Below are 22,853 nucleotides of genomic sequence, written 5' to 3'. Positions count from 1 at the left end.
GCATTGCCTTTGCTATGAGACCCGGACTAAGCAAGGCGCACCGAACCGCGCCTCATCCAACCGCAACGCACACTTCCCCAGGCACACTCACCATGTCTCACTACTTCTACGATCCCCAGGCCGGCCACGGTCTCCCGCACGACCCGTTCAAGGCGATCGTCGCGCCGCGGCTGATTGGCTGGATTTCCTCGCGCGATCAGGCCGGCACGCTGAACCTCGCGCCGTACAGTTTCTTCGGCGCATTCGCAACCTTTCCGCCGATCATCGGTTTCAGCAGCGAAGGCCACAAAGACAGCGTTTCCAACATCGAAGCAACCGGCGAATTCGTCTGGAATCTCTCCAGCAGAACGCTGGCCGAGCAGATGAACCGCTCGTCCGCGCCCGTGCCCCCGCACGTCGACGAATTCGAACTGGCCGGGCTGACTCCCGCGCCGGGACGCAACGTCGACGTGCCGCACGTCGCCGAATCGCCGGCCGCGCTCGAATGCAAACTGCTGCAGGTGATTCGCCTGCATACGATCGACGGCGAGCCGATGGATAACTATCTGTCGCTTGGCCAGGTCGTGGGCGTGCATATCAACGAGGCTTATCTGAAAGACGGTCTGTTCGACACGCAGGCCGCGCAGCCGATCATGCGTGCCGGTTATCGCGCCGACTACGCTGAAATCGGCGAGATGTTCCAGATGTTTCGCCCGACCGCCTGATCCGCCGCGCACGATCGCCCGGTCTCCGCGCACTCTGGCTCGCTTGATGCTTGCGAACGACGCTCCACGCGTCGTTTCCCCAAGCCGGCTCACTCTCCAGGAGCGCGATCATGTCTACCGAATTCGCCACGCAATTCAGTCATATCCGTCCGCAAGACACGTCCTACGAGGATCAGGGCTTACGCGACTTTTTTCTCTACCGCGATCTGGGCATTGCGCAGGCGACCGGCGGGAAGGTGCTTGCGCAACTCGTGAAGGCGAATCAGGCACCAGAGGAAGGCACGGGTTGGCACCGTCATGAGGCCGATTTCCATATCGTGATCATGCTGAAGGGCTGGGCGCGCTTCATGTACGGCGACAAGGAGACGCTCGTCGCGGCCGGCGACTGCGTGCATCAGGCGCCGGGCATCGTCCACTATCTGTTCGATTATTCGGAAGACATGGAGTACATCGAGATCGTCTCGCCGGCCGATTTCAAATCGATCGAAGTCGATGGGCCGTGCGCCGTGCCGGCGGCGAAACCGTGGAAGGGCGTGGCGGCGTGAATCGCGTGAGAGTCCACGTCACGCGGTGCGGGAGAGGCCAGTAAGCACGGCCGTCTCCCGCAAAACCCTGCTTTCGGGTCGGCACTTCTCGTCGGCCTTTCTCTCTAAGCCGCGGGCGGCCGCCGTCGCGGCGTCCGCGACGCCTGCGGCTTCGCAGCGCCGTTGCTTCGCGCAGCGCTCGCACGCTTGCGTGGCGACACTTTTCTCGCCGTAACCTCGGCTTCGACTTTGGCCCCGGGCTTTGAACCGGGCTTTGAACCGGCCTTTGAATCGGGCTTGGCCTCGGCGTTTGAATCGGCCTTGGATCCGACTCGAGCCTCGGCGTCGGCTTTGGACCCGGACGAGGCCCCGGCTTCGGCCTCAGCCACTTCCTCCACCACACTCACCTCCGCCTCGACCACCGCCGCCATCGCCGGCGCCGCCGCGGTCACTTCCGCGGCGCTCGCGGCCGCCATCGGCAACTGCACCGGCTGGATCGTGCGCGCCTTCGCTCCCACCAGCACCGCACGCGGCTCGTTGTCGTAAATCACGGCTCGCACCCGCGGATAAATCTGGCGCTCCCAGCGCCGTCCGTTGAACACGCCATAGTGGCCGACGCCGGTCTGCACGTGATGCGTCTTCAGATACGGCCGGAGCTTGTCGCACATGTCCTGCGCGGCGAGCGTCTGGCCGACCGCACAGATATCGTCCTTCTCGCCCTCCACCGTGAGCAAAGCAGTCCGGCGGATCTTCGATGGCTGCACCAGCCGTCCGCCGACCCGCAACGCGTGCAACGGCAACGCATGCTGCTGGAATACCGTCTCGACCGTTTCCAGATAAAAGTCCGCGGTCAGATCCATCGTCGCGAAATACTCTTCGTAGAACGTGTGAATCGTGTCCGCCTTCGCCGGATCGCCTTTTGCGCGTTCGAAGTACATCGTCTCGAATGAATCGACGTGGCGCTGCAGATTCATCGCCATGAATGCGGTGAGCTGCACGAATCCCGGGTACACCCGGCGATGCGCGCCCGCGAACCCGACCGGCACCGCGCTGATCAGGTTTTTCTCGAACCACTCGATCGGTTTGCTCTTCGCCAGCTCGTTCACGCGCGTCGGGTTGATGCGCGTATCGAGCGGTCCCGCCATCAGCGTCATGCTGGCGGGCTGCGCGGGATGATCGTCGGCGGCCATCAGCGAGACGGCGGCCAGCGCGGCGACGGTCGGCTGGCAGACCGCGAGCAGATGCGCGCCCGGCCCGATCGTCGCGGTGAAGTCGATCACGTGCTGCACGTATTCGTCGAAACCGAAGCGGCCCTGGCTCAACGGCACATCGCGTGGATTGTGCCAATCCGTGATGTAGACGTCGTGCTCGGCCAGCATGGTGCGCACGGTGCCGCGCAGGAGCGTCGCGAAGTGGCCGGACATCGGCGCGATCACCAGCACGCGCGGCTGCGCGACCGTCGGCGGCGTCGCCTTGCGAAAGTGCAGCAGCGAGCCGAATGGCGTTCCGCCGACCACCTCTTCGACGATCGCCACCGGCTTGCCTTCCGTCACCACGCTGTCGATACCGAAGGGCGGCCGCACGGGAGTGAGCCCGGCGAGCGTCATCAGTTCGCAGGCGGCGCGCAGCGAACGGCCGTGAGGCGTGTCGCCGAAGGCGGGCCATGCGTCGAGCGAATGATTCACCAGCGCCGCGCCGTGCCGCATCGGCAACATCATGTCAGCGAAAGCCTGGTATGTGGGATATGCGAACAGGTTCATAACCTTCGCACGAATGCAGAAAGGGAAGGAGCCCGAATAGAGGCAAGTCATGTGCCAATCGGGCGATGCGAGCCCGAGCGGCAGGCTGAACTGCGCATGCGCATCCGATGTACGTTGGCATAGCATTTGCGCGAGTCCCGTGGACGGCCCGGAATTGCCGCGCTTTGGTGCGCCGGCGCACGGCAGCGTGCACACGTAGTGGCGAGCAATGCATCGGAGCCCGACGCCCATCGCAAGGTCACGCGGCGGACGAGTGTCTCATCTGGAGGAGAAACGTATGGCCAATACCACGCTTACGATTAGCAGCAAGAACTATTCGTCCTGGTCGCTACGCGGCTGGCTGCTGGTCAAGTTCAGCGGCCTGCCGTTCGAAGAAGTCCTGATGTCGACCGACGACCCCGCGGCGCGCGCCGAACTGCTGCTGCTGTCGCCGTCGATTCTGGTGCCGCGCCTCGTTCACGACGACATCAAGGTATGGGACACGCTGGCGATAGCGGAATATCTGAACGAACTCAAGCCCGCGGCGGGTCTGTTGCCGAAAGATCTGCGCGCGCGTGCGCATTGCCGGTCGATCTGCGGCGAGATGCATTCGGGCTTCAGTTCGCTGCGCTCCGCCTTGCCGATGAACCTCAAGGCGCACTTTCCGGGTTTCAAGGTGTGGGCGCGCGCGCAATCGGATATCGACCGGATCGTCGCGATCTGGGGCGAATGCCTGAAGCAGTATGGCGGCCCGTTTCTGTTCGGCGAGCGCACCGCGGCCGATGCGATGTACGCGCCGGTCGTGACGCGTTTCGTCACCTACGACGTGAAGCTCGATCCCGAGATCGTCGACTATGGGCAGCGCATCATGGCGCTGCCGGAAATGCAGGAGTGGATTGCGGGCGCGCAGCAGGAAGTCGAGGAGATCGACGAACTGGACGTCGAGTTCTGACGCCGCCCGCGCCGTTAGCCGCTAGCCCTTGGCCGCTAGCCGCTAGCCCTTGGCCAATAGCTGTTACCCATTAGCCTTCAGCCGTGATCCCGCACCGCCGCGCGGCCGCGCCAGCCGCGCAGCAGCAGCGCGTTGGTCACGACGCTGACACTCGAAAAAGCCATCGCCGCACCGGCCAGCATCGGGTTCAGCCAGCCGAACGCGGCCAGCGGAATGCCGATCAGGTTGTACACGAAAGCCCAGAACAGATTCTGCCGGATCTTGCGCCAGGTGCGCCGCGAAATGTCGATGGCGTCGGCTACCAGCGCCGGGTCGCCGCGCATCAACGTGATGCCGGCGGCCTGCATCGCGACGTCGGTGCCGGTGGACATCGCGATGCCGATGTCGGCGGCGGCGAGCGCGGGCGCATCGTTGATGCCGTCGCCGACCATCGCGACGATGTCGTCGTGTTTCTTCGAGCCCGCGCCACGTGTTTTCAGGCTTTGAATCAGACGTGCCTTGTCGTCGGGCAACACTTCGGCATGAAACTCGTCGATGCCGAGCGCTTCGGCGACATGCGCCGCGCTGCCCCGGTTGTCCCCGGTCACCAGCACGCTGCGGATACCCATCTGCCTGAGCCGGTCGATCGCGGCGCGTGCGCCCGGTTTGACGGTGTCGCCGAAAGCGATCAACGCGAGCACCGCCAGCGGCTGCGGCGTCCGCTGGATAAGCCACGAGATCGTATTGCCCGCGCTTTCGAGTTCGCGAGCGCGCGCGGCTAGCGCGGGCGGCACGGCGAGGCCGAGTTCGCTTAGCCAGCGCGTGCTGCCGAGCGCCAGCCTGCGGCCGTCGATCTCCGCTTCCACACCGCGCCCCGCGACCGCGCGCGCGGTCGAGGGCGAAGGCGAGGGCGAGGGCGAGGCCGCAGCCGTAGCCGTAGCCGTAGTCGCAGCCGCAGCCTTAGCCGCAGCCGCAGCCGCAGCCGCAGCCGCAGCTGTAGTCGTAGCCGCAGCTGTAGTCGTAGCCGTAGTCGTAGTCGTAGTCGTAGCCGAGGCGGTAGCCGAAGCGCCGCCAGCCGTCTCGCCGACACGCGTCGCGTCGTAGGCCTTGACCACCGCGCGCGCCAACGGATGATCGCTGTGCCGCTGAATCGTCGCGGCCAGTTCGAGTGCGGCGAGGCGGTCGAGTCCGTCGAGCGGTTCGAGCGCCGTCACCGAGGGCTGACCGAGCGTCAGCGTGCCGGTCTTGTCGAAGGCGACGATGCTCACGCGATGCGCGGTTTCGAGCGCCTCGGCGTCCTTGATCAGCACGCCGCGCCGCGCCGCTACGCCGGTGCCGGCCATGATGGCCGCGGGCGTCGCGAGCCCGAGGGCACACGGACAGGCGATCACCAGCACGGCCACCGCATTCAGCACCGCGGTCTCGCCGCCCGCGCCGGCCAGCAGCCAGCCGGCCAGCGTGACGGCCGCGAGCAGCAGTATCGCGGGGACGAAAATCTCGCTGACGCGATCCACGAGACGCTGGATCGGCGCCTTGCCGGCCTGCGCGCTTTCGACGAGGCGGATGATGCGCGCGAGCGTCGTTTCCGCGCCGATGGCAAGCGTCGTCACGGCAATCGCGCCTTCGCCGTTGATCGACCCGGCCGTGACCGGATCGGCGGGCTGCTTGGCGACGGGCAGGCTTTCGCCGGTGATCAGCGATTCGTCGATATGCGTGCGGCCTTCGAGCACCGCGCCGTCCACCGGCACACGTTCGCCGGGCAGCACGATCACGACCGCCCCGACCCGCACCTGCGCGAGCGGCACGTCGCGCTCTTCGCCGCCGACGCGCACGCGCGCCCGTTCGGGGCGCAGCGCGTTGAGCGCGCGGATCGCGTCGGTGGTGTGACGGCGAGCGCGCGCTTCGAGCCATTTGCCGAAGCGCACCAGCGTGATGACCACCGCCGACGCTTCGAAATACAGATGCTGCATGTCGCCCGGATGACTGACGAGTTCGTAGACGCTGATCCCATACGCGGCGGAGGTGCCGAGCGCCACCAGCAGGTCCATGTTGCCGGCGCCCGCGCGCACCGCGCGGAACGCGGCGCGATAGAAGCGCGCGCCGAAGCCGAATTGCACGATCGTGGCGAGGCCGAGTTGCAGCCAGGGCGGCAGCATCGCGTGCAAGCCGAACCATTCGCCGATCATCGGCGCGACCAGCGGCAGCGCCAGCACGGCGCAAACGAGGACAGCAGTGAGTTCGTGGCGCGCCTGATCGCGCTGACGGGTGTCGCGGGCGGCGCGTTCGTCTGCGGCGGAAGGGGTGGCGGGGTCGGTGGGGTCGGCGCTGTCGGTGGCATCGACTTTGAGCAGGGTCGCTTCGTAGCCCGCCTTCGTCACCGCTGCGATAAGCGTGTCCGCGGCCAACGCGGCGTCGCTCACGTCGATGCTGGCGGTTTCGGTCGCCAGATTCACCGACGCGCGGGCGACGCCCGGCACCTTCGTCAGCGCTTTCTCGACCCGCAGCGCACAGGAAGCGCAGGTCATGCCGCCGATCGCCAGTTCCGTCTCCGGCAGCGTGGTAGTAGCCAACGGCAGGCTGGCCGGCGTGGCGTCGTAGCCGGCTTTGCGAATGGCATCGGCAAGGGTGTCGGGCGCGACGCCGGGTTCACTCTCGACATGGGCGCGCTCGGTCGCGAGATTCACCGACACGGTCTGGACGCCCGGCACTTTCGCAAGCGCTTTTTCGACCCGCAACGCGCACGAGGCGCAAGTCATCCCGCCGACGTCGAATTCGGCGGTTTGCAGGGGGTGCACGGCTGCGTCCGTGGCGGGTGGCGAGGGGGCAAGTTCGGTCATGGTCGGCAAGGCTCGTGCGGCTGGAGGCCGCGTCAGGAAGCCAGTATCGACCTTCCCATTGTGGGAAGGTCAAGAAGCGGGCTAATGACAGGGAAAAAACCTCATGCTGAACGCTTCGACAAGCGGGCGGCTCCCGGCTCGTTGTTCGCCCCAGCCATGGCCTTTGTGCTTGCCGGGCGGGAAAGGATACGATACAACCCGATGTTGTCGGCAACGCGAATCGTGGAGAGCTGGAGAGCTGCGCTGGGAGACCAGGCGGGACATCCTCCACCCAGGCCGCGCCGCATCGACGATGTCTCCCTCTGGACCGCACGATCCGCCTCCGCACGAATGATAAAAAATCGCCACGAACCGTTTTCGTTTCACTGGACCTGCGCATCGATTGCAGGCCTTGCCTTCCTCGCGGGCTGCGCATCGACGCCATCCAGCACGCAAAAAACCACGGGCTGGATCAAGGACGAAGTCGCCGATTCTTATGTGTTTGGCTATCCGCTGGTCCTGATGGGCGTGGCGCGCGACGCCGCGGTCGGTACCGGCCCGGGCCAGGCGCCGCTCAACACGCTGCGCCACGCGCAAGCGCTGCCGCCGATCGGCGCAGCGTATCCGGTGCGGCCCAGTCTCGACACGCTCGATTCGACCGGCTGGCTCGATGTCGGCACCGAACCCGTGATTCTCTCGTTACCCGATTCGCATGGCCATTACGTCGATGCGCGCGTCCTCGACATGTGGACCAACGTGGTCTGGTCGACCGCTTCGCAATTCGCCGTGAAGGCTGCGGGCATCAAGGCGCAGGCCATCGCGCTGGTCGGCCCCGGCTGGCAGGGCGAGTTGCCCCAAGGCATGACGCGGATCGACGTGCCGACCCGCAATGCATGGGTGAGCGTGCGCATCCAGTCGAACGCCGCGCGCGATCTGACGGCGGTTCGCAAGCTGCAGCGCGGCATTCGTGTGACGCCGCTAAGCGCTTATACGACCGATGCTCGTTCGGCTTCTTCACGCACTGCTTCCATCACACCGCCGCGCGCCAATGCCGCCGACCCGGCCGCGACCGGCGCCGCCAACACGCCGGCTTCGCAAGTCGCCGCGCTCGATGCGAACGGTTTCTTCGACCGCCTTGCGCAAGCGTTGCCGGAGAATCCGCCGACGCCCGCCGATCCGCATGCGCTGAAATTTCTCGCCGATCTCGGCGTCACGTCCGACGCTCCCGTCAAGCTGCCGAATGCGCCCGAGGCGATTGCCGCGGGTCTCGCCGACGGCCACGAGCGGGTCGTGACGGCGCCGTCGAATCTGCTGAACGGCAACGGCTGGAGCTGGTTCGGCGACGGCGTCGGCAGCTACGGTCCCGACTATGCGCTGCGTGCCTACGCCGCTTATGCGCAACCGGGGATCGGCACGAAGGACGACGAAGTGCGCGCGGTCGTCACGCAGGACAGCGACGGCCACGCGCTGAACGGCGCGAATCGCTATGTCGTCCATTTCGCGCCAAACCAGTTGCCGCCGGTGCGCGGATTCTGGTCGATCACCGCGTACACGAGAGACGGCGCACTGGGCGAAAGCGCGCCGGCGCGGCTGGCGGTTGGCGATCGCAATGGCGCTCGTCGCAATCGCGACGGCTCGCTCGACGTGACGGTGTCGTCCGTGCGCACGAAGGGCGGGAAGAGCGGCAAGGGCGGGGTGACGAGCGGTAACTGGTTGCCTGCCCCGCGTGCCGATCTGCAGCTTGTGCTGCGGCTGTATGCACCGAAACCGCAAGCTACCGACGGTACCTGGCAACCGCCGGCGGTCGTGCGTCAGTAAGCGGCGATCCGGCGGCCGGCGATCCGGTGGCCGGCAATCCGGCGGCCGGCGATCCGGTGGCCGGCGATCCGGTGGCCGGCAATCCGGCGGCCGGCGATCCGGCGGCCGGCAATCCGGCGGCCGGCAATCCGGCGGCCGGCGATCCGGTGGCCGGCAATCCGGTGGCCGGCGATCCGGTGGCCGGCGATCCGGTGGCCGGCATCCCGGTGGCCGGCATCCCGGCGGCCGGTGTCGCGCACGCAGGCACGCCGTTGCACGCCGCTACACGCCGCTACACGCCGAAGCCGGCCACGTTCGCCAACCATCGCCACCATCCCGCCACACCCAACCTACTCAAAGCGCGATCTCCGTCGCGCGGAAGATTGTGTAATCGCCGGCTTACATTTCGATCGGGTGCCGGGTTCCCAATTTATACTGCCGCTTGCGGGATTTTCGTTTTCGCGGCGGCCATGCCGTCGCACTACTCAAGACCGGGCATGGCAAGCATCAACAAGGCATCATTCGTCTCTTCCATGCAGACTGTGCGCGATGTCGCGCAGTCTCGCCGTACCCGGCATGTCTTCATCGGCCTGCTGATCTTCATCGTGCTGTTCGGGCTGCTCGGGTTCTTCGCAGCGCCGCCACTCATTCGCCATCTCGCCGAAAAGCAGATCGGTCAGCAACTCGGGCGGCCCGCCACGATCGGCCGCATCGCGCTCAATCCCTACACGCTCCGATTCGAAGCCGACCGCGTGCATATCGGAGAGCGCGGCGGCGCGGGCGATTTCGTCGATATCTCGCGCATCATCGTGCAGCCTTCGTGGAGTTCGTTGTTTCGCGGCGCGCCGATCGTCGATGAAGTGCAGCTCGATTCACCGCGCTTTCACATCGTCCGTTACGACGCGCAGCGCTTCAATTTCACCGACCTGATCGAGAAGTTTTCAAAGCAGCCCGCCAGCCCCGACAGCAAGCCGACGCTGTTCTCCGTGTCGAACATTCGCGTCGAGAACGGCCAGATCACCTTCGACGACAAGCTGCTCGGCGCGACCCATGTCATCGACCAATGGAAGCTCGGCATTCCGTTCATCGCCACGTTGCCGTCGAAGACCGATATCTTCGTCGAGCCGCTGCTGCGCGCGCGCATCGACGGCAGTTCGCTCGCCATCGACGGCAGGACCAAGCCGTTTGCGGCGTCGCGCGAATCGGAAGTGTCGCTGCGATTCGACGGGCTCGACGTGCCGCGTCTTATCTCGTACGTGCCGACGCCACTGCCGGTGATCGTGCAGTCGGGCAAGCTGTCGACCGACCTCAAGCTCAACTTCGTGATCTCCAACGACGCGCCGTCGCTGCGTGTGGCCGGCACCGTCGATCTGAGCGACGTGGACGTGCGCGATCAGGCCAAGGCGCCGTTCTTCGCGGCGCGCGCGGTGCATGTGGCGGCCGCGACGCTCGAGCCGTTGAAGAGCCTGTATCGCTTCGATGAAATTCGCGTCGACGCGCCGAGCGCGGCTCTGTCGCGCGACAAGGACGGTGTGCTGAGCGTCGAGCGGATGTTTGCGCCGGCTTCACCGGCGAAGACCGGGCCTGTGGCGGCGGCCGCGCCTGCGGCCGCCGTCGTCGCTTCGGGCGCTTCGGTTGCATCTGCTGGCTCGGCGGCATCGGCCGCCTCCCCACCCAAGCCTCCCGCGCCGCTCGATCTGGCCATCAAACGTTTCGTGCTCGCCGACGGCGCCGTTGCCGTTCACGACGAAGCCGCCGCGCGCCCGGTCGATATCGGCGTGCAGAAACTCGCCGTCACGCTGACCGACTTCTCCACACTGGCAAGCGCGCCCGCGCACTACACGCTGAACGCGGATTTCGATCACGCCGGCGGCTCGCTCGGCGCGGCCGGCGCGTTCGGACTCGCGGCGAAGACCGCCAGCGCAAAACTCGACCTGAAGTCGTTGAAGCTGCCGCTGCTGCAGCCGTACCTCGACACCGCCACCGCTGCACAAGTGACGGACGGCATACTCTCGGCAACGGTCAACCTCGGCGCGAACTGGGCCAAAACGCCTGTCGAAGTGATGCTCGCCGATACGCAACTCGACCTGCAATCGTTGAAGGTCGCGCTGCGCGGCGGCAACGCCCCGGTCATCGCGCTCGCGCAGGGCAAGGTGATGGTCAAAAAGATCGACCTCGCGGCGCGCACCGCCGCGATTGCCACCGTCGATACGACCGGGCTCGCGATCGACGCGCAACGCCTGAAAGACGGCAGCATCAACCTTGCCGCCCTCGCCGGTCCGCATGAGGCCGAGCAGCAGCGCACCGCGATCCATGCGGCGAAAGAGGCGCAGGCCGCCGGGCCTGCCTGGCACTACACGATCGGCGAACTGAGCCTGAACGGCGCGAGCGCCGATTTCACCGACTACACCACGCCACGCCCGGTCAAGCTGAGCGTGACGCCGCTGCAACTGAAGGTGCAGCAGATCAGCGACGACCTGAGCCGGCCGTTGCCCGTCGAACTGCAGGCCACCGTGAATCGCAAAGGCACGCTCGGCATCGCCGGTCAGGTCACGGCGACGCCGCTCAGGCTCGCCGTCAAGGTGGATGCCAACCGCCTCGATGCGGCGGCGTTCGAGCCGTACTTCGGCAGCAAGCTCAATGCGTTGATCGCGAGCGCGCTGCTCGATGCGAAGGGCGATCTCGCGCTCACGCAGTCGAAGGCTTTGCAGGCAAGTTATCGCGGCGACCTCGCACTCGTCGACGTGCGCATGCTCGACAAGGCGACGTCGGACCCCTTCGCCGGATGGGGCTCGCTGGCGCTGTCGAACCTCAAGGCCGACTACGACGAGCACGGCACGGTGGTGGACGCGGGCCGTGTCACGTTCTCGAAGTTTTATGGCCGCGTGTTGCTCGACGCGCAGGGCAAGCTGAATCTGTCGGATGTGGTGGCGCATGAAAGCGGCGCGCCGCAATCGTTGACGCGCGACAAGAGCGGCGGCGACCACGTCCAGTTGACGCCGCAGTCGGCTTCGACCGTGGCCGCCGCGTCGACACCGGCTTCGGCTGCGGTCGCGGCCTCCGGCACGCCTGCCACGGTCGTCGCTGCGACGCCGCCGCAGAGTCCGTTCAAACTGCGCATCGGCCAGCTCGTGCTGCAACAGGGCCGCGTGACCTACACGGATAACTTCATCAAGCCGAATTTCAGCGCGAACCTGGTCGACATTCAGGGCACGGTCGGCGCGTTCGGTACGCAATCCACCACCCCGGCGACCGTGGACGTCGCCGCGAAAGTGGCCGCGAACGGCCCGCTGTCGATTCGCGGCACGGTGAATCCGCTCATCGCCAAACCCGCGCTCGATCTGACCGCGAGCGCGCACGACATCGAGTTGACCAATCTCACGCCGTATTCGGCGAAATACGCGGGCTATCCGATCACCAAGGGCAAGCTGAACGTCGATCTGCATTACCGGCTCGACAACGATCAGCTGAATGCGGACAACCACCTGTTCATCGACCAGCTTACGTTCGGCGATCACGTCGACAACACGACCGCGACGAAACTGCCAGTCCGGCTCGCTATTTCGTTGCTGAAAAATTCGCGCGGGGAAATCGACGTGAATCTGCCGGTGTCGGGGTCGTTGTCGAACCCGGAATTCAGCGTCGGCGGATTGATCTGGCATGCGGTGCTGAATCTGCTGCAGAAGGCCGTGACCGCGCCGTTCTCGCTGATCGCGCACGCGTTTGGCGGCAATGGCGAGGAACTCGGCTATGTCGAATTCGCGCCGGGCTCGGCGAAACTGACGGACGCCGACAACAAGAAGCTCGACACCATCGTCAAGGCGCTCTCCGACAAGGCGTCGATCCGGCTCGACCTGATCGGCCGGGTCGACCCGGCCGTCGACGAACCGGCGCTGCGCACGGACTACGTCGATAACCTCGTCAAGCAGCAGAAGATCAAGGACGTCGTGGGTAACGGCGCAAGCGTCGATCTGTCGGAGGTCACCGTCGACCCGAAGGATTACGACCGGTATCTGACCAGGGCGTATAAATCAGCCGACTTCAAGAAGCCGCGCAACTTCGTCGGCCTGACCAAAAGCGTGCCGGACGACGAGATGAAGAGCGCGCTCGCCGCCAATGCGCCGATCGACGACGGTAGCCTGCGCCAGCTCGCGCAGCAGCGGGCGCAGAGCGTGCAGCAATATCTTGATGGCAAGATCGACAGCAGCCGGATTTTCATCGTCGCGCCGAAGTTGAATGCCGATGGCATCGACGACAAGGGTGCGACGACACGCGTCGATTTCGGGCTCAAGTAACGGAACAGGAGACGCGCCGCGCCGATTTGTCGCAGGCGATCGGGGTCACGTTTCTGACGCCAATCTAAGATTGTTCCCATTCCCGTTGAGTCTGCGTCTGTTCATACTCGGAGCCTTCTTTAGGAAGATGCGCTCGACGCAGACAGTCAATGAAACTTCAGCTTTTCGCGCTCGTGTGCGCGCTGGCTCTGGCAGGATGCGCGGACCACGCTGCGCGTGCACGGCTCGGTATCGAAGATGCCACCGTGCTGAAGTCGGGAATCGGAACCTCGCAAGACGAAGCGGCCGGCGCAGTCAACGCGCAGTGGGTCGACACCTATTCGTCCATCTCCAACAGCCGCACGGCAATTGCGGCGCTTCAACAGCGGCTCGACCGCTTGCCGGCAGACCGGCACGGCTATTTTCAGGCGAAGGCGCAATGCTGGCTGGATACCGCACGGCAGGCACGCGACGATAACGATCGCTGGGGTTTCGTCGAAGAAGCAATTGGCCAGGCCGCGGCACTCACCCTGGGCGTCGAGAATGGCACGGTCTTATCCGCGGCGAACCCTGCGTTGCGCACGGTCTCGACCGTCAGGCCCGACCTGTGGAAGATCGTCAATACCATCAAGGCCGACCCGGTCATTGCCCGTTGTCATCAAGCGCAACCGCTGCTCGCCTGTGCCGAAGTCGGGTTAATGCAGGCCGGCCACGATGCGTGGATTCGCAGCTTCTCCCGCGCCGAACGGCGCTTGCCGAAGATACAGGACGATCTGCGGCAGTCCGCGCAAATCGCGCTGCAATGTCAGGCGAACCTGGCGACGGCGGCGCCTGTTATCGAACCTCAAGCTACTGTACTGCCGAGAAAGATTACATTGCGGGCCGACTCCCTGTTCCGCTTCAACGGCGGCGATGTCGCCGCCATCTTGCCCGCCGGCAGGCGTCAACTCGACGACGTCGCTGCCAGACTGAAAACAGCGTCCGCCGTGCATGAGTTGAAGATCACCGGCTACACCGACCGGCTCGGCACCGCGGCTTATAACCTGCGGCTGTCGCAACAGCGGGCGCGCACCGTCGAACTTTATCTGCGAAGTCATGGCGTGACGGTGCCGGTCTCCGCGCGGGGCATGGGCAGTGCGAACCAGCTGGTCGAGTGCCGGCAAACGCAGCGGGAAGCACTACGGCAATGCCTCGGACCGAACCGGCGCGTCGAAATAGAAATGGTCGTGGCGGCACCTTAGCCAAAACTGTTCTTCGTTCGAAGGCTGGCAATCAATCCAATTCTCTGCAATGTCCTGCCGCGAGGCGGGGTTGCTTTCTTACGTGCGTGTGAGTGCCGGCAGCGGCACTGACGCATGGGTATGACCGGGCCGACAAGGCGCGGTGCGTCACGCGGCTTCATGCGTTTTTTCGGTTGTTCGAGCGTGAAGGCGTTTGGCAACAGATGTTTCAGGTGGAAGGAAAATTATGTCGACTATTCTGGTTATCGACGATCATCCGGCGTTTCGTATGGTCATCAAGATGCAACTGATGCAACTCCTCGGCGTTGAAGACGTGATCGAGGCCGACAACGGGCAAACCGCCGTCGAAATGGCGCGCTTGCACAGTCCCAAGCTCGCGATTCTCGACCTCGATATTCCGCGCATTAGCGGGCTCGACGTGATTCCGCGTTTGAAGCTGGCGCATCCCGGCATTCGCGTGCTGGTGCTGTCGGGACACGATCCGGCAACCTTCGCGCCGCGGACCATGCGCTCGGGGGTGCACGGTTTCGTCGGCAAGTCGCAGGAAATGAAAGAGATCATGCGGGGTGTGGAGGCGGTGCTGGCGGGTTACACCGTATTCCCGGTGACTGCGAATGGCACGAGCATGTCGCCGACTTTCGGAACGGCGGCGGAAGAGGATCGCATCACGTTGTTATCGGACAAGGAACTCGTCATTCTGCAGATGCTTTCCAAGGGGATGTCGAACAAGGCGGTCGGGGACGCGCTGTTCATCAGCAACAAAACCGTCAGTAGTCACAAGACGCGAATCATGCAGAAGCTAGGTGTGAAATCGCTGGTCGAACTGATCGATCTGGCGCGCCGTTGCCGCATCGCGACGTCGCAATAATGCGGATGGAAGACGTGATGCTCGAGTCCATTTGCAACCCCGATTGCACTCCTCTTTTCGAAACGGCGCTCGAACTCGCTAATGATGACGAGGCGCTCGCAAGACGTCTGCTTCACATGATCGTCGAAACCAATCGCAGCACGCTCGATTCCTTGCGCGCCTGTGTCGCGGCCGACGATTGGGCCGGAGTGGGGAGCGCCGCGCATCACATCGCCGGGTCGGCGCGCATGCTCGGGCGTTACGGCTTGCTCGCCGCGCTGATCCACCTGGAAGGGACGGCGCGCCAGCGCGACATTCCGTTGCTGACGATTGTGCTGCCCCGCGTGGTCGATGCGATCGAGCATCTCGACAGGTCGATAGAGGAAACTCTGGGCTTCGATGGCGGGCTTTGAGTCGTGCATGCGCGAAAGTTGGTTTTGCCCTCGCATCAGTTTCCTGACCCGCTCGCAATACGCCATACCCGGGCTTCACTTCGCGCATTGCTCGATACCGTTCGTATCGTTCCCGTTCCCGTAGAAGCCGTGGCGTCACGATACCAGCTGTAACGCGCCATCACCTTGGGTACGTAGGTCATCGTCTCCGCGTACGGCGGTATCTGCCCACCATATTTCTGTACTGCACCTTCACCGGCGTTATAAGCCGCTAGCGCCAGCGGCAAATCGCCGAACTGGCGCATCAGTGCTTTCAGATAACGCGCCCCCGCCGCGATGTTCTGGCGCGGATCCAGTAAATCGGATGCGCCTTGCCGTGCACCAGTGGCCGGCATCAGCTGCATCAGACCCGTTGCGCCTTTGGGCGACATGGCGCGCGGGTTGCCACCGGATTCGACATCGATCACGGCCATCAGCAGCGCGCTGTCGACCTCTGCCGCTTGCGCGGCGTCGGCAATGATGGGCAGCAGTGCCATGACTCGCGACGTGGCTGTGCCGGAGGCTTCTGCTGCGGAAGACGCGGGTGGTCGTTCGCCCGGCTGGATCACGACGGAGCGTCGGTCCGAAGTGTCCGCGGCGGCGAAAACGCTTCGAACCGGTGTCGTGACATTCGTGCCGCTCATGCCAGCGATACCTTTACCGCCCCCCATCCCGCCGATCATCATGATCACGCCATCGTTCCTATGCGTGCGCGTCAAGGTTGCGTCGGCGGCGTGAACGGCGAGCGACAATGTCGCCATGCTCGCTGCCAATCCGAGCAGCAGCAATCGGCGAGACCACGCGCGATGCAGCGCGCCGCTTTGTTTTCGCGTCATCGTCAATTGCCCGACGGGTTGGGCGAATCGCTCACCGCGGACGCCCGCAGCGGCGTCTGCATGCGCACCATGGCTTCCGAATCCAGCGATATCGGCCAGCGACCCGTCGCCATCCCATCCGCCAGTTTGACTTTGCAGAGCACGTCGCCGTTTTTCGGCGCGCCGTACGGGTCCCGATCGACGTTGGCCGGTTCGCGCGACAGAATGCCCATCGTGCCGATAGTGCCGATCACGTTGGTCGCGTAATAGATGACCTTGTTCACGAGCGGCACGTACATGTCGTAGCAGTAGTGCACGTGAATTTTCAGCAGATTGGCGTCCTGGATATTCATCCCGGAACTGGCGCCGGCAGTCGACGAACTGCGGTACATCAGCGAGTCGTTGGGAATTTCGCTATAGGTTGCCGCCTGGTCCGCATAGTAGCGAGGCCGTGCATAGTCCTGGATTGCAGCGGGCGTCGGGTTGAGCACCGTGATGATGCTAAAACGCGCCGCATCGGTCCGGGCTTTCGCGAGCGCCTGGGAGACCCCGTCCGCGCTCGCCTGCCGCGCGTAGAGCGGCGCGAGCCCGCGCGCGAGTCCCGCGCGCATGGCTTGCATCGAACCATTGTTGACCGCGCCTTCGCGGGCCGCCTCGAGCACCGCGACGTCCAGCGTGGATTTCGCCTGGTACAGCAACACGAATTGCAATGTGCCGAAGCAGACGAACAGCAACAGCGGCGCGATGACGAGAAACTCGGTCATCGACTGGCCGCCCTGTTTGCCAACGCGTGCATGGCGCGAGAAGCGCCCGAAGCGCCAGGATTGGAGCGCGCTCACGGTGTCGCCTCGAAGGTCAGCGTGTCGCCGCGTTTCAGCCCATGATCGCGCGCCGCACCCGATGGCATTTCCAGCGTCTGCACCGCGCGCAGGCTGAACGCCATGCGTCGCCTGGGCAGATCGTGACGGATTGCCACGATCCGGCCGTCCCGGTCGAGCAGCAACACGTCGATGCAAAAGCGCATGCCGAACGTGTGCACCGACCCGCAGCGTTGCAGCAGCAGTGCCTCGTTGCGCGGCAGCCGGTCGCGGCCGAGCAGACCGCGCATGCGTTCGCACGCCGTTTCCGTGACGAAGACGTCGATACCGAGGTCGCGTCCCTCCACATGAAGCCGGGTTTTTTTCACAGCAAACCCTCCTGCACGAACTTCATCGCGATCGGGAATCCCAGCACGATGAACGTGATGGGAAAAATGAACATGAGCAGTGGGAAAACCAGTTTGACCGGCGCTTCCATCGCCTGTTTTTCCGCGCGCTGGAACCGTTCCGAGCGGCGTTGCTCGGACTGGAAGCGCAGCGATTTAGCGAGCCCCGAACCCATCCGCTCGGCTTGCACCACCGTGCCCACCAGATTCGTGATTTCCTTGATCCGCAAACGGTCGTCGAAACGGCGCAGTGCTTCCGTGCGGTTCAGCCCGGATTTCAGGTCACGCAATACGTGTTCGAGCTCCCAGCGAAGCGGACCCGGCGGCCCTTTTTCGACGGCCTTCTGAATGGCGCCATTGATGTTCAAGCCCGCTTCGACGGCGAGCGTCAGGAAGTCGAGGTAAATCGGCAGATGCTTGAGAATCTGCGCGATACGCCGGCGTCGCACGTCGCGTGTCCAGATGCGCGGATAGAAGTAGCCGAGCACGGCCACGCCGGCCAGCACGAGAATGGAGAACAGGCCGAGCGCGAGCATCAGCAGCAGCGCGACGAGCGAGGCCAGCACCGAAGCAATGATCGACAACGCAATAAACTGGCGTGCGTTCATCAGGAACGTGAGCGACGTGAGGCGCAGTTGCAGATCGGTTTTAGCGACCAGCTTCGGACTGAATTTGCCGCCGAAATGATGCACGACGAAGTTGACGATCGGCCATAACGGCCTGAGCGATTTCGGCAGCGGGTCGAGAAACGCCCGGTCTTCGGGCGGCACCGCGCCGGCCAGACCGTTGAACGATTTGTAGAAGATCGCGACGACGGCGATCACGCCGACGCTGACGCCAAGAGCAATGAGTAGCAGCATAGGTCACACGTCGATATGGGTAATCTTGGAGATGGAGAAGTAGCCGAGACACTCCATCACGCCGATCACGGCCAGCGTGGCCCATCCGACCGGCTCGTTGAATAGCGGCGCCATCGCCTTGGGCTCCATGAAACGCAGCACCAGCATCAGGAAAAGCGGCAGACAGGTCATCACGATGCCCTGCATGCGGCCCTGCGAGGTGAGGGCCTTGATCTTGCCTTCCATCTGGAGTTTTTCGCGCAACGTGCGCGCGACCGACTCCAGCGCTTCGGCGAGATTGCCGCCCACTTCGCGCGCGATGGTGACCGCGGCGGTCATCATCATGAAGTCGGGAATCGGAATGCGCTTCTCGACGTTGCGCATGGCGATGTCGAGGTCGATACCCAAACGGATTTCCCGCATCAACAGATCGAACTCCTGGGAAATCGGCGGAACGGTCTCGTGCACCACGGCTTCGAGCGCGGTCGGAAAACTGGCGCCGGCGCGCAGCGCCCCGGACATCATCAGCAGCGCGTCGGGCAGTTGTTTTTCGAGCGTCTCGATGCGCTTTTTGCGCATTCGCTTGAGGTACTTTTTCGGCAGCATCATCGCGATGGGCAGCGACGCCGCCGCGATCAGCAGGCTGTGGCTGAGCAGGAACACCAGGATCGGCAAGCCGATCATGACGACCATGCCCCACGCGGCCGCTTTCTGCCGGTTCACGAACACGAACGCATCGGCCAGCGACGACTCGATTTCGCCGGCCATCTGCCGCGATCCGGCCCTGAGCGTGGACGTGCCCATGCGCGACACGGTGAAGATCAGAAACACGATGCCGGCAAACGCCAGCACGAGAATGAGAGGAAGACTCATGACGTGACGCTCATTCGGGCTGGGTGAAGATGTCGGTATTGACCGGAATGCGCCGGCGGATCAATTCCTGATAGAAGTCGGGAATGTAGGCGGTCGGGACGAACTTGCCCATGATCTTGCCGTCCTCGCCAAAGCCTTCTTCGCGGAACACGAACACGTCTTGCAGCGTAATCACGCCGGATTCCATGCCGCTCACTTCGGTCACGTGCGTGACACGGCGCGAACCGCAGGAGAAGCGCGACTGCTGCACGATGATGTCGACCGCCGAGCAGATCTGCTCGCGAATTGCCTGAATCGGCAGATCGAGACCGGCCATCAGCGTCATCACTTCGAGGCGGGCGATGCAGTCGCGCGGCGTGTTGGCGTGCGCCGTGGTGAGCGAACCGTCGTGGCCGGTGTTCATGGCCTGCAGCATGTCCAGCGCTTCGCCGCCGCGGCACTCGCCGATCACGATGCGGTCGGGACGCATCCGCAAGCAGTTTTTCACCAGATCGCGAATGTGGACGGCGCCTTTGCCTTCCATGTTCGCGGGGCGCGCTTCGAGCGACACGAGATTGGGTTGCGACAGTTGCAGTTCCGCGGCGTCTTCCACGGTGACGATGCGTTCGTCGTCGGGAATGTAGCTCGACAGCACGTTCAGCAAGGTGGTTTTGCCCGAGCCGGTGCCGCCGGAAATGATGATATTGGCGCCCTGTTCGACAGCGGTATGGAGAAACTCGAGCATGTCCGGCGACATCGAACCGAACTTGATCAGATCTTCGCCGACCAGCTTGCGTTTCGAAAACTTACGGATGGTGATGCTGGGGCCCTTCAACGCGAGCGGCGGAATCACGGCGTTCACGCGCGAGCCGTCGGCAAGGCGCGCGTCGACCATCGGCGAGCTTTCGTCGATGCGGCGGCCGATTGGCGCGACGATGCGTTCGATCGCGCCGATCACCGCACGGTCGTCCGTGAAAATAACGGGCGAGCGCATCAGCTTGCCGGATTGCTCGACGAAAATCTCGTTGTGGCAATTCACCATGATTTCCGACACGGTCGGGTCGGCGATCAACTCTTCGAGCGGACCCAGACCGATGATTTCGTCGAAGACGCTTTTTTTCAGCGTATCGAGCGCGATGTCCTCGGTGCGAAAAGCGGGGTCGTTGTTCAAAATATCGTCCAGCGCCGCCCCGACGGTTTTGCGCAACTCGTCCTCTTCCATGCGCGCGACGTTCAGACGCCGCAGGTCGAGTGCGGCAATCACTTTCATGTGCGCCTGCTTGCGCAGTTCGATGCCGATTGCACTGTTGATCGGCGCTACCGGCAGTTCTGACGCCGCGGTGTTCCGCGCGTGGGCAGTGTGCATGCGTAGCGGCGCCTCGGCCGGCGTGCGAGCCGAGGTCGCCCCGGGTGGATGAGCACCGGCCGCGGGGCGGGTGAGCGAGGATTCGCTGGACTCGCCGGTTCGCGTGAGCGTGGCAGGGGAACCGGAAAGCGGCGGCGCGCTCGCCGGGACGGTGGGTTCTCTCTGCGCCGACGGCGCCGGGTTTTCTCGCCATGACGTTGCGGGCGCTGCCGGCTGCTGTGAATCGTGCGCCGTGTGTAAAACCTGTGGTGCCGGTTCTGAGTGTTGCAGCGGTTGCAGCGGTTGCGCGACGGTGACGCCACGGACGATCTTGATCGTCGTCATGCCGATCTCGATCTGGTCCGCTTCGGTCAGCGGGCCGTAGCGGGTGATCGGCGAGCCGTTCACGAGCGTGGCCGCAATGCCGCCCTGATCTTCGATGTAATAGGCGCTGTGTTCGCGGACGATACGCGCCTGCAGCTTGCCGATCAGCATTCCCTTGACGACCAGGTCGCAACTGGCGTCCTTGCCGATCGTGCAGCCGTGTTCGATCTGAAACGCACGCACCGGCGCGTTTCGCGTGTGTACCTGGAGGTTGAGCATATGGCTTGGTCCCGAAGTCCGGTTAGTTGACGGCGCCGCCGAGCGCGCCGACTTGCGGAGCGACCTTGCCGTTCGAAGCCGGTTGTAGGGAACCCTGCGGCGCCTGGGATGCGGCAGGCGCTTGCTGCGCTGCGCTCAGCATGCGAAGCGCGTCGGCGACGCCGGCCGGCGGAGTGCTGGCGGGGGCGGATTGGGGCGCGGGTCGTTGGGCGGGTTGTTGCGCGGTTTGTTGCGCGGGCAATGGTGCAGGCGGTCGCGCAGGTGCTGCGTCTGCCTGTGGTGGCGTGATGGCCGGGACCGAGGCTGGCACCTGGAGCGCGACCGGAGGCTGGACCGGGGCTTGGACCGGAGCGATCACGACCGGGGCTTGGACTGGAGCGATCGCGACCGGAGGCTGAGTCGCAGCCGGGACGGAAGCCAGGGCCGGAGCGCGAGCCTGCATCGGCGCCGGGACGACAAAGCGCGCCGGCGTGCTGCGAATCGGCGCGGGCAGGACTGCCGGTGTCGGCTCGATCGGCTGACGGGGCGGCACGCTGTGAGCGGCTTTCTCTTCGTCGTCGCGCAGAGGTTCCGGGTTGCCATAGCGATTGCGATACCCCTGATCCATCTTGTCCGCGCGCGTGAGTAATTCGGTATTGGGCGCGAGTTCCGGGTCGGAGATAACCGGCGTCACGAAAATGACGAGATCGCTTTTCTTCGCGCGGAAGCTGTCCGAGCGGAACAACTGCCCGATGATCGGCAACTGGCCGAGGAACGGCATGCCGTTGGAATCGTTCACCGCATCCGCGCTGACGAGACCGGAGATGGCGAGCGTCTCGCCTGCCCGCATCGAAATGTCCGAGCTGGTGTTGCGGGTCAAGAATCCCGGCATGCCGCCATAGGTCACGGTCGGATCGATCTGGCTGATCTCCGTGGTCAGGTGGGCCGAAATAATGTTGTTGGCATCCACGACCGGAATGATGCTGAGCTTGATGCCGTACTGCTTGTACTCGACATTGGTGGTGCCGAGCGCGCCCGCCTGCGGAATCGGCACTTCGCCACCGGCGAGAAAGCTCGCCGTGCCGCCGCTCTTCGTGTTCAGTTCCGGCGCGGCCAGAATGAAGGCATCGCCGTTGTCGATCGCGAAGTTGATCTGCGAGGTGATGTTCGACGCAATCCCTGCCAGGAAGTAGCTCGTGCCCGCGGTGACCGCTTTGGCTGCACCCGTGGCCACGCTCGCAGCGCCGCCGATCTGCGGGCCCTTGAATGCGCTGTCCCACGAAATACCCAGATTGCGCTGCGCATTGCGGGTGACTTCCATGATCTGCACCTTGAAGTGCACGGTTTTCTTGAGCGCGTCCCCTTCGTCGACGGTGGTGGTGTCGATCACGTTCGTCATGTCTTGCGTGGCGGCTTTGACGATACCCGCCATGTCGCGATGAACCACGCCGGACAGGACGATATTCGAACCAATTGCTTCGATACGCAGGCCGCTCACCGATTTCAGCACTTCGCGCAGCTGTTCGAGCGACGCATTCACTTCTGCCTTGGCGACGCGCACGGTGGTTTGCAACGCGATACCCTTTTCGTTCCACACCACCAGCGAGGTGATGCCGTCCTGTTCGCCCAGCAGCATCAGACTGCCGTCGACCACATTCGCGGTGAGCAGCTTGCCGTTGCCGATCGCGATGCGCTTGATCGCACCCGGCAGATGAAGGATGCGCACTTCGCCGCGAAACATTTCGAGGACGCGCGTACTGGCCGAAGCATTGTCGTTCGCCGCGGAATGGGCGACGTCGGCAAGCGCCGCCGGCGCAGCCTCGCACAGCAGCAAGCCGATGAGGACGGACGGCAGAACCCGGCGACGCAACCGCGTCGCATTGTGTTTGACTTTCATGGTGTGAAACCTGTG

The 22,853-nt window shown here is 64.4% G+C and carries 17 protein-coding genes; 8 read left to right on the top strand and 9 right to left on the bottom strand.

Translation table 11 applies throughout. From position 1 onward, the window contains the following. Positions 1–92: 92 nt before the first annotated feature. Positions 93–704 (top strand): flavin reductase family protein, encoded by a 612-nt coding sequence (locus FQ746_RS27270; protein ID WP_144112901.1) that lies wholly within the window; start codon positions 93–95, stop codon positions 702–704. Between the two features lie 110 nt (positions 705–814). Next, the gene (locus FQ746_RS27265; RefSeq protein ID WP_144112900.1) at positions 815–1,249 is read left to right on the top strand and encodes a cupin domain-containing protein; all 435 of its coding nucleotides are present in this window, start codon (positions 815–817) and stop codon (positions 1,247–1,249) included. Positions 1,250–1,353: 104 nt separating this feature from the next. Here the strand turns inward: FQ746_RS27265 and FQ746_RS27260 are convergent, their stop codons facing one another. After that, on the bottom strand, positions 1,354–2,988 hold the full coding sequence (locus FQ746_RS27260; protein WP_260854178.1) for a polyhydroxyalkanoate depolymerase: 1,635 nt from the start codon (positions 2,986–2,988) through the stop codon (positions 1,354–1,356). 277 nt (positions 2,989–3,265) lie between these two features. On the opposite strand from FQ746_RS27260, the gene FQ746_RS27255 reads away from it, so the two are divergent. Further along, entirely contained in the window at positions 3,266–3,919 is a 654-nt protein-coding gene (locus tag FQ746_RS27255; RefSeq protein WP_144112899.1) for a glutathione S-transferase family protein, read from the top strand. Positions 3,920–3,996: 77 nt separating this feature from the next. Here the strand turns inward: FQ746_RS27255 and FQ746_RS27250 are convergent, their stop codons facing one another. Continuing rightward, positions 3,997–6,735, bottom strand: a complete 2,739-nt coding sequence (locus FQ746_RS27250; RefSeq protein ID WP_144112898.1) for a heavy metal translocating P-type ATPase — start codon at positions 6,733–6,735, stop codon at positions 3,997–3,999. Positions 6,736–7,065: 330 nt separating this feature from the next. Between FQ746_RS27250 and FQ746_RS27245 the strand changes: the two genes are divergently transcribed. The 5 genes from FQ746_RS27245 (at position 7,066) to FQ746_RS27220 (ending at position 15,286) form a co-directional block, all read left to right on the top strand. Next, positions 7,066–8,532: a DUF1254 domain-containing protein gene (locus FQ746_RS27245; protein WP_144112897.1), complete on the top strand. Its 1,467-nt coding sequence runs from the start codon at positions 7,066–7,068 to the stop codon at positions 8,530–8,532. A 476-nt stretch (positions 8,533–9,008) separates the two neighbouring features. Then, on the top strand, positions 9,009–12,806 hold the full coding sequence (locus FQ746_RS27235; RefSeq protein WP_144112895.1) for a DUF748 domain-containing protein: 3,798 nt from the start codon (positions 9,009–9,011) through the stop codon (positions 12,804–12,806). A 149-nt stretch (positions 12,807–12,955) separates the two neighbouring features. Next, entirely contained in the window at positions 12,956–14,026 is a 1,071-nt protein-coding gene (locus FQ746_RS27230; protein ID WP_144112894.1) for an OmpA family protein, read from the top strand. 226 nt (positions 14,027–14,252) lie between these two features. After that, entirely contained in the window at positions 14,253–14,894 is a 642-nt protein-coding gene (locus FQ746_RS27225; protein ID WP_144112893.1) for a response regulator transcription factor, read from the top strand. A gap of 17 nt (positions 14,895–14,911) precedes the next feature. After that, entirely contained in the window at positions 14,912–15,286 is a 375-nt protein-coding gene (locus FQ746_RS27220; RefSeq protein ID WP_260854177.1) for an Hpt domain-containing protein, read from the top strand. 35 nt (positions 15,287–15,321) lie between these two features. On the opposite strand, the gene FQ746_RS27215 is transcribed toward FQ746_RS27220, so the two are convergent. The 7 genes from FQ746_RS27215 to FQ746_RS27185 all read right to left on the bottom strand — a co-directional run bounded on the left by FQ746_RS27215 (position 15,322) and on the right by FQ746_RS27185 (position 22,838). After that, positions 15,322–16,140, bottom strand: coding sequence for a lytic transglycosylase domain-containing protein (locus FQ746_RS27215; protein WP_144112891.1), 819 nt, complete (start codon positions 16,138–16,140; stop codon positions 15,322–15,324). A 2-nt stretch (positions 16,141–16,142) separates the two neighbouring features. Then, positions 16,143–16,883 (bottom strand): TadE family protein, encoded by a 741-nt coding sequence (locus tag FQ746_RS27210; protein ID WP_144113147.1) that lies wholly within the window; start codon positions 16,881–16,883, stop codon positions 16,143–16,145. A gap of 71 nt (positions 16,884–16,954) precedes the next feature. Next, positions 16,955–17,305, bottom strand: a complete 351-nt coding sequence (locus tag FQ746_RS27205) for a DUF192 domain-containing protein (protein ID WP_144112890.1) — start codon at positions 17,303–17,305, stop codon at positions 16,955–16,957. Next, the gene (locus tag FQ746_RS27200; protein ID WP_144112889.1) at positions 17,302–18,183 is read right to left on the bottom strand and encodes a type II secretion system F family protein; all 882 of its coding nucleotides are present in this window, start codon (positions 18,181–18,183) and stop codon (positions 17,302–17,304) included. Before FQ746_RS27200 ends, FQ746_RS27205 begins: the two co-directional genes overlap by 4 nt. A gap of 3 nt (positions 18,184–18,186) precedes the next feature. Beyond that, positions 18,187–19,035 carry a type II secretion system F family protein gene (locus tag FQ746_RS27195; RefSeq protein ID WP_144112888.1) on the bottom strand — a complete coding sequence of 283 codons (849 nt, stop codon included), beginning with the start codon at positions 19,033–19,035 and terminating at the stop codon, positions 18,187–18,189. Between the two features lie 10 nt (positions 19,036–19,045). Beyond that, positions 19,046–20,962, bottom strand: a complete 1,917-nt coding sequence (locus FQ746_RS27190; RefSeq protein ID WP_144112887.1) for an ATPase, T2SS/T4P/T4SS family — start codon at positions 20,960–20,962, stop codon at positions 19,046–19,048. Between the two features lie 22 nt (positions 20,963–20,984). Then, on the bottom strand, positions 20,985–22,838 hold the full coding sequence (locus FQ746_RS27185) for a type II and III secretion system protein family protein (RefSeq protein WP_144112886.1): 1,854 nt from the start codon (positions 22,836–22,838) through the stop codon (positions 20,985–20,987). Positions 22,839–22,853 lie beyond the last annotated feature (15 nt).

It is taken from the genome of Paraburkholderia sp. BCC1886 (assembly GCF_900996245.1).
GTDB lineage: Bacteria > Pseudomonadota > Gammaproteobacteria > Burkholderiales > Burkholderiaceae > Paraburkholderia.
This window is presented reverse-complemented; position numbering and strand designations above follow the sequence as displayed.